Raw genomic sequence first — 7005 nt, forward strand, 5'->3', positions numbered from 1 at the left:
TCGGTTCAGTGCTCCTTGGCGGGCGGTCCGCCGGGGAGGCGGGCCAGCTCCGGCGACGCGGTGTCCAGGGGGACCGACCCGGAGCGGACGAGGCCCAGCTGCACGGCCTGGCGCGGCAGCAGGGCGTCCAGCAGCCAGTCGGCGGCGACGCGCACCCGGTTTCCGGGCATGGCGGCCAGGTGGTAGCCGCGGGTGACGGCGCCCGCGAGCGGTCCGGACAGCGGCACGCCCAGCGGGTTCGCCGAGGCCTGCACGCCGCCGAGGTCCACGGCGAAGCCCAGGTCGTGGTGTTCGTACGGGCGTTGCTCTCCGTGGCCGAGGGAGGCCGCCGCGTTGAGCCCGGCGAGCCGGCCCTGGCGCGTCGCGTGCTGCGCCGTCATCGGGGTGAGCTCGCCCGGGCGGGTCAGGTCCGGCACGGCGGCGGCGTCGCCGCAGGCGAAGACCTCGGGGCGGCCGGGGACCGTGAGCGTGGGGTCGACCACGAGCCGGCCGCCCACGACGGGCAGTCCGACCTCGGCGACGAGCGGGTCGGGTCGCACGCCCACGCACCAGACCACCGTCCGGGTGTCGACGAACTCGCCGTCGTCCAGGAGGACTCCGGCCTCGGTGGCCTCCTTGACAGAGGCTCCGGTGCGCACCTCGACCCCGCGGCGGCGCAGCACCCGGTCGGACGCCGTGGACAGCCGCCGGTCGAGCTGGGGCAGGACGCGGTCGGCGATGTCCATCAGGACCCAGCGGGGACGCGGTGCGGCGGCGTCCAGCCGACGGGCCAGGGCGTCCGTGAACAGGACGCCCTGGGCGGCCACTTCGACGCCGGTGTAGCCCGCCCCCACGACCACGAAGGTGCGCCGGGCGGCGCAGTCGGCGACCGCTCCGACGGAGAGCTCCATCTGCCGGACGACGTGGTCGCGCAGGTACAGCGCCTCGGGCAGGCCGCGGAATCCGTGGGCGTGCTCGGCGACCCCGGGGATCGGCAGCAGCTTGTTGACGCTGCCGACGGCGAGCACGAGACGGTCGTACGCCAGCTCGCCGGGGTTCCCCTCCGGGTCGGTGTAGTGGACCCGCCCCCGGTCGAGGTCGACCCGGTCGGCCTCGCCGAGCGCGAGGCGGACGTGGGGCAGGGCCGCGGGGAGGGAGACGGTCACCCGGCGGGGCTCCAGGATGCCGGCGGCGACCTGGGGGAGCAGCGGCAGATAGAGGAAGTAGTCGGTGGGGTTGAGGACGACGACGTCGGCTGTGCCGCGCAGGGTGCGCGAGAGCGTGCGGGCAGCTTGGAAGCCCGCGAATCCGGCTCCCACGACGACGACTCGAGTACGGGTCACGATCGGCTCCGGCGCTAGACGGGAACGTACGGACGTGTACGGAATGCGGCGGGGACGCGCGGCTGTCCGCGGGGACGGCGGCGTACGGCCGTCCGCGGGGCGCGTCTCACTCGTAGCGGCGATCACGCCCCTCGTCGACCACCGGCGTCGACGGGGGCACGACGACGCGGCGTCGTTTGGCGATGCTGGTGAACGTGGCGACGCCGATGACGCCCACGGCCATCAGGATCATGCCGACGACCCTGAGGTTCGCTCCCTCGACCTGCCAGTCGGTGGCGAACGTGAGGATCGCCCCGGCGGCGATGAGGATGATGCATCCGCCCAAGCCCATGTGATTCACCTTCCTGTCAGTTCGGCTGCCGCTGCCGGGTACCCTCCCCGCGACCGGTCATGCACGCGCGGTCAGCCGCCGAACTCCTTGACGATCGCGGCGCAGAAGGCCTTCAGGTCGGCCGGCCTCCTACTGGTGATCAAGGTGCTCGGGGCGGCGTCGCAGACCACGACCTGTTCGTCGACCCACTCGCCGCCCGCGTTGCGGACGTCCGTGCGCACGCTCGGGTACGAGGTCAGCCGCCGTCCGCGCACCCGGTCGGCCTCCACCAGCACCCAGGCGGCGTGGCAGATCGCCGCCACCGGCTTTCCGGCGTCGACGAACCCCCGTACGAACGCGACGGCGCCCTCGTCCATGCGCAGCGCGTCGGGGTTGGCGACGCCGCCGGGCAGGACGAGCCCGTCGAAGTCCTCGACCTCGCACTCGGCCACCGTCCGGTCCACCGGGAAGCGGTCGGCCCGGTCGAGGTGGTCGAAGGCCTGGATCTGGCCCGGCCGGGTGGAGATCAGCTCCCGTTCGCCGTCCGCCTCGCCGACGGCCCGCCACGGCTCGGTCAGCTCGACCTGCTCCGCTCCTTGCGGGGCGACGAGGAACGCCACTCGCATCTGACTCACATCCTTCTCCGGGGTGCGGACGCTTCGGGAGGCACGCCGCTGGGCGATGCGGCCCGGGGGCCTGGGGCCCGGGGTCCGGGTGTACGTGCGCTCCGGGATGTACAGCCGTCTCTCTCCAGCGCGGCTGCCCGCCTCCGCAGGATTCATGCGCAAAACGGGCACATACGGCACTGTTTCCGGGCTTGCCCGGCAGCCCTTCGCACGGGCCGCGGGTCGGCTAGCTTGCTGCCATGGCGCAGACCGATGAGTTCGGCTCGGAGCTTGCGGATTTCGTCCGGCGCGTGGGGGAGCTGACGGCGGCGCGCGGCCTGCCCCAGCCCGAACAGCAGACTCTGCTCGAGGCGGCGCTCTTCGAGCTCCAGCACGTCGCGGAGAGTCTGTGGCCGCGCTACCAGCGGCTGGCGGCCGCGCAGCGGGGGGCGACGGGCGCGGACCCGGCCGAGCAGCAGCTGTTCAAGGCCGTCTTCCAGCGGCTGCCGCTGCCGGTGGCCCTGATCGGCGGGGACACCGTCGTACGGCGGATGAACCTCGCCGCGACCGAGCTGACCGGCGTACGGGCCGGCTATGCGGCCGGCCGGCCGCTGGCGGGCCTGCTGCGGCCCGGCGACCGGGCGGCCCTGCGCTCGCAGGCGGCGGCCGTCGCACGCGGCGAGGGCGCCCGCAGCCTGCGGATCCATCTCCAGCAGCGGCCCGATGAGACGCTGCTGGCCACCCTCACGGCGCTGCGGCCGCCCGCGGAGCCGCGGCCCTCGGTGCTGGCGGTCGTCCAGAGCGAGGGCGCCCAGAGCGCCCCCACGGCCGGCCGGCACCCCGCCGTGCCGGATCTGGGCGAGGCGACCCGGCACGCGGAGCTGACGGATCTCCTCGACGCCATGACGACGGCCCTGCTGCGCGGCCCGGACGAGGACGCGTCGCCGGGCCCGGACTGGGCTCTGGCCACGGCGGCCCGGGTGTTCGCCGGCCGGTTCGCGGACTGGGCGATAGGCGACCTGTCGGCGCACGGCGCGCTCAGCCGCACGGTCGTCCTCGCACCCGCCGAGGCCGGGGCCCGGGCGCTGCCGAAGCGGGTCGAGCGGCAGGATCCGGCCGCCTGCCCGCTGGTGGCGGAGACCGCGCGCGGCGGCACGTCCTCGCTCCAGGTGCGGCCGGAGGATCTGGAGTGCTTCGGCGTGGACGAGACGGGCGCGTCGGTCCTCGTGCAGGCCGGGGTGACCTCGCTGCTCTGCGTGCCGCTCCGGCTGCCGCGGGACGGCGGCGGCGGGCAGGGCGCGGTGCACGGCGTGCTGACGCTCTTTCGGACGGGGGCGCGGCTCGCGTTCTCGATGGCCGAGGCCCGGGCCGTGGACGTGATGTCGCACCACATCGCCCTGGCGATGCGGCGCCGGCCCGCCCAGCCGTAGGTCAGAGCGGTCCGTTGGCCGTACGTCAGAGCGGTCCCTCCGGGGGGCCGGCCTCCGCCAGGTCGCCGAGGCTCACCATGCCGACCGGCCGGACGCCGTCCACCACGGGCAGCCGCCGTATCGCGTGCCGTCGCATCAGCCAGACCGCCGTCGCCACCGGCTCGTCGGGGCCGATCGACACGCTCGCCGGGGTGCAGACGGACTCCGCGCTGACGGTGATCGGATCCACCCCCTCGGCGACGGCCCGGGTGGCGATGTCCCGGTCGGTCAGCACGCCGATCAGCCTGCTGCCGGAGGCCACCAGCACGCCTGCGACGTCCTGGGCGCGCATCAGCTGCGCCGCCTCCACGAGTGAGGCGTCCGGCCGCACGGCGGCGACGCCCGGTGTCATGACATCCCTTACGTACTGCGTCATGGCTGCCAGCCTTTCGAGGATCGCTCCGCGGCTCGTCCGAGACCTCCCGCAGTACCCCGGCGGGCAGAGGTTACGCATGCCGGGGCGGTCGGAGGGCAGCCGCAGAGCGAAGGAGGCCCTCATGTCGCCCTCGTCCGGCCTGACCACCGAGCCTTCCGCCGCCGCATCCGCGGCCCGCGAGCTGTCCCACTTCACCGAGCAGGCGATGCGCTGCGCCGACGCCTGCTGCGGGGCCGTGGCCACCGTCGCCGGCGACGGATCCGACCGCCGTGCGACGGCCACGCACCCCGACCTGAGCGCCCTGCTCTGCGTGGAGCTCGCATCCGGCGAGGGGCCGACGCCGAGCGCGCTGGACGCGGGCGAGCCCGTGGGCGCGCCCGACCTGCTCACCGAGGAGCGCTGGCCCGACTACCGTGCCGTGGCCCTCGATTCGGGCATCAGGTCCAGCGTGACCCTGCCGTTTCGCCGTACGGGGCTCGAGGTGACGCTCAGTCTGTACAGCTTCCGGCCCGGCGCCTTCCCGGGCGCGCCCCACGGCCCGGTGCGCGTGCTGGGCGAGTTCTTCGCGGAGGGGCTCGTACGCGACCGGCGCTGCCGGGCCGCCGTCGCCGAGGCCGACCAGCTCGCGGCGGCCCTGCGGACGCGGGCGGTCATCGACCAGGCGAGCGGCATCGTCATGCATCAGCGGGGGTGCGGCGCCGCGGAGGCGTTCGACGTCCTGCGGCAGATCTCCCAGCGCGGCAACCGGAAGCTGTCCGCGGTCGCGGAGGAGGTCGTACGCGACACGGGGCAGGGCCTGCGCTAGGCGGCGCCTCGGCCTCGTCGACCCGCCCCTCTTGTCTGCGGACGGCTGCCGGTTGTCTGCCGACTCTTGGCGGGCGGGAGGTTTGCCGGGCGGGGCCTCGGGCACCCGCAGAGAGTGCTTCGGACCGGAGGCACGCCCGTGGGAGCAGTCGCGCTCCCGGGCGTGCGCGCGCCCGGCGCCCGGTCTCCTCCCCACGGTGTCAGCCAACCGTCAGCACCGTCCAGGGAGTTGTGATTCCCATGCGTACGAGTCATCCGCACGACGACGCCCCCGACACCGACGAGGAGTTCCGCCGTCTCGCGGTCCAGCCGGAGGGGCCCGAGAGGGAGGCCCTGCGCCGAGGGATCGTGGAGGCATGGCTGCCCATGGCGGACCGCCTCGCCGGGCGGTTCCGCAATCGCGGGGAGTCCATGGAGGATCTGCGTCAGGTCGCGGCGCTCGGCCTGGTCAAGGCCGTCGACCGGTACGACCCCGAGCGGGGCAGCGCGTTCGTCAGCTTCGCCGTGCCCACCATCACCGGCGAGGTCAAACGGCACTTCAGGGACCATCTGTGGGTCCTTCATGTGCCGCGCCGCGTCCAGGACTTGAGGGGCCGCGTCCGCACCGCCTGCCAGGACCTCGCCCAGACGAGGGGCGGCGCCAGGCCGGGCGTCGAGGAGATCGCGAAGCAGGCGGCCATGACCGAGGAGGAGGCCCGCGCGGGACTCGCGGCGCTGAACAGCTTCACCGCGCTCTCCCTGGACGCCGGGCTGTCGGGCGCGGCCGACGGCGACCACCACACGCTCCGCGACGCGTTGGGCGAACCGGACCCCGCCCTCGACGTGGTGATCGACCGCGAGGCGGTACGTCCCCGCATCCGCCGCCTGCCGGAGCGGGAACGGCGGATCCTCTACATGCGCTTCTTCGACGACATGACACAGAGCAGGATCGCGGAGGACCTCGGCATCTCCCAGATGCATGTATCGCGCCTGATCACCCGCTGCTGCACCCAACTACGCGAGGAGATCATGCGAGAGGCGGCCTGAGGTCGGGGCGGGTTCAGACGCTCTCCGGTCGCCGGCCACAGCGCCCGCCCCGGCCGTCGGGCGCGACTGCGGGCACGTCCATGGGCAGGAGCGAGCTCAGACGCTCCCTCGCCCATCGACCACCGCGCAGCCCGCGGCCACCCTGGCGGTCGCGCGCGTGCCGCCCGCCGCGCGCTCGCGCCAGGCGCTGTCTTACCCGGCGACCGAGTGCCGGGGGCGACGCGGGCACCCGCCCTCGGGCGGGGGAGCTCAGACGCTCCCGGTCGCCAGCCACCGCGCAGGCGGCGGCCGACTTGGCCGTCGCGCGCTCGCGCCAGGCACCGCCCCACGGCGACCAGGTGCCAGGGCGACCGCGGGACCCGCCTGTGGGCGGGGCGAGTTCAGACGCTCCCGGTCGCCGGCCACCGCGCGGGCCGCGCCCGCCCCGGCGGTCGCGCGCGTGCCGCGCGCTCGCGCCAGGCACCCCCTCACGCGGCGACTGCCCACCGGAGGCAACTGCGGGCACCCGCCCGTGGGCGGGGGCGAGTTCAAACACTCCCCCGGCCCGCGGCCCACGGACCCGAGGACGGCTATAGACCCCCGCCCTCGGGCAGAAGCCAGCTCAGACGCTCCCCCGGTCGCCGCGCCCGACCCGGCCGTCAGGCACGTGCTGCCCAGCGGGGGCGGCTGCGGGCACCCACCCTCGCGCAGGAGCCAGCTTCAGACGCTCTCTCGGTCATCCGTCGCCGCGCCCGCCCCAGCCGTCGCCGCCGCGTGGCAGGCGCCGCGGCCCTCGGCGCGGGCGACGATTCGGCCCGCCTCGATGCGTACCGCGGCCTCCGTGCCGTCGCCGACCGCGCTCACGCCCGCCGCCGCGGCCAGTTCGCCCGAGGCGTCGTACACCACCTGCAGTCGCGGCCATGCCGACGGCGGGAACGCCTGGCGCAGACAGCCGCAGAGGTCGGCGACGGCCAGCCGGGCGAGCGGCATCAGCTCGCCGGGGCTGCCGGTGACCAGGACCGCGGTGACCGTCGCACCGCGCTGCGCCGCACGGACCATCTCCTCGGCGGCTTCCAGCCGGTGCAGCCCGAGGACCGCGACGACCCCGCCGCCC

General features: G+C 75.1%; 7 protein-coding genes and 1 pseudogene. 3 read left to right on the forward strand and 5 right to left on the reverse strand.

Annotation, left to right across the window (positions count from 1 at the left end):
* Positions 1–5: 5 nt before the first annotated feature.
* From AB0M39_RS35320 to AB0M39_RS35330, 3 genes are all read right to left on the reverse strand, one after another.
* Positions 6–1322 carry an NAD(P)/FAD-dependent oxidoreductase gene (locus AB0M39_RS35320; protein ID WP_365371221.1) on the reverse strand — a complete coding sequence of 439 codons (1317 nt, stop codon included), beginning with the start codon at positions 1320–1322 and terminating at the stop codon, positions 6–8.
* 106 nt (positions 1323–1428) lie between these two features.
* Complete coding sequence (locus tag AB0M39_RS35325) at positions 1429–1653, reverse strand: DUF6458 family protein (protein ID WP_365371224.1); 225 nt, start codon at positions 1651–1653, stop codon at positions 1429–1431.
* Between the two features lie 71 nt (positions 1654–1724).
* Complete coding sequence (locus tag AB0M39_RS35330) at positions 1725–2258, reverse strand: type 1 glutamine amidotransferase domain-containing protein (protein WP_365371240.1); 534 nt, start codon at positions 2256–2258, stop codon at positions 1725–1727.
* A gap of 239 nt (positions 2259–2497) precedes the next feature.
* Between AB0M39_RS35330 and AB0M39_RS35335 the strand changes: the two genes are divergently transcribed.
* Positions 2498–3667 (forward strand): PAS domain-containing protein, encoded by a 1170-nt coding sequence (locus AB0M39_RS35335; protein WP_365371228.1) that lies wholly within the window; start codon positions 2498–2500, stop codon positions 3665–3667.
* Positions 3668–3692: 25 nt separating this feature from the next.
* Here AB0M39_RS35335 and AB0M39_RS35340 read toward each other — a convergent pair whose 3' ends face one another.
* The gene (locus tag AB0M39_RS35340; RefSeq protein WP_365371231.1) at positions 3693–4082 is read right to left on the reverse strand and encodes a CBS domain-containing protein; all 390 of its coding nucleotides are present in this window, start codon (positions 4080–4082) and stop codon (positions 3693–3695) included.
* A 121-nt stretch (positions 4083–4203) separates the two neighbouring features.
* On the opposite strand from AB0M39_RS35340, the gene AB0M39_RS35345 reads away from it, so the two are divergent.
* Both AB0M39_RS35345 and AB0M39_RS35350 read left to right on the forward strand, forming a co-directional pair.
* Positions 4204–4887 carry a GAF and ANTAR domain-containing protein gene (locus AB0M39_RS35345; RefSeq protein WP_365371233.1) on the forward strand — a complete coding sequence of 228 codons (684 nt, stop codon included), beginning with the start codon at positions 4204–4206 and terminating at the stop codon, positions 4885–4887.
* 239 nt (positions 4888–5126) lie between these two features.
* A complete protein-coding gene (locus tag AB0M39_RS35350) occupies positions 5127–5912 on the forward strand; it encodes a SigB/SigF/SigG family RNA polymerase sigma factor (RefSeq protein WP_365371235.1) in 786 nt (261 codons plus the stop codon).
* Positions 5913–6611: 699 nt separating this feature from the next.
* Here AB0M39_RS35350 and AB0M39_RS35355 read toward each other — a convergent pair.
* Positions 6612–7005 (reverse strand): annotated as a pseudogene (locus AB0M39_RS35355) (TetR/AcrR family transcriptional regulator); the annotation flags it as partial.

The organism is Streptomyces sp. NPDC051907, from assembly GCF_040681075.1.
Classification (GTDB): domain Bacteria; phylum Actinomycetota; class Actinomycetes; order Streptomycetales; family Streptomycetaceae; genus Streptomyces.

What these genes read in the sequence shown, in the direction of transcription:
- AB0M39_RS35325 (WP_365371224.1), bottom strand. Translation starts at nt 1,653, where the DNA reads ATGGGCTTGGGCGGATGCATCATCCTCATCGCCGCCGGGGCGATCCTC.
- AB0M39_RS35330 (WP_365371240.1), bottom strand. Translation starts at nt 2,258, where the DNA reads ATGCGAGTGGCGTTCCTCGTCGCCCCGCAAGGAGCGGAGCAGGTCGAG.
- AB0M39_RS35335 (WP_365371228.1), top strand. Translation starts at nt 2,498, where the DNA reads ATGGCGCAGACCGATGAGTTCGGCTCGGAGCTTGCGGATTTCGTCCGG.
- AB0M39_RS35340 (WP_365371231.1), bottom strand. Translation starts at nt 4,082, where the DNA reads ATGACGCAGTACGTAAGGGATGTCATGACACCGGGCGTCGCCGCCGTG.
- AB0M39_RS35345 (WP_365371233.1), top strand. Translation starts at nt 4,204, where the DNA reads ATGTCGCCCTCGTCCGGCCTGACCACCGAGCCTTCCGCCGCCGCATCC.
- AB0M39_RS35350 (WP_365371235.1), top strand. Translation starts at nt 5,127, where the DNA reads ATGCGTACGAGTCATCCGCACGACGACGCCCCCGACACCGACGAGGAG.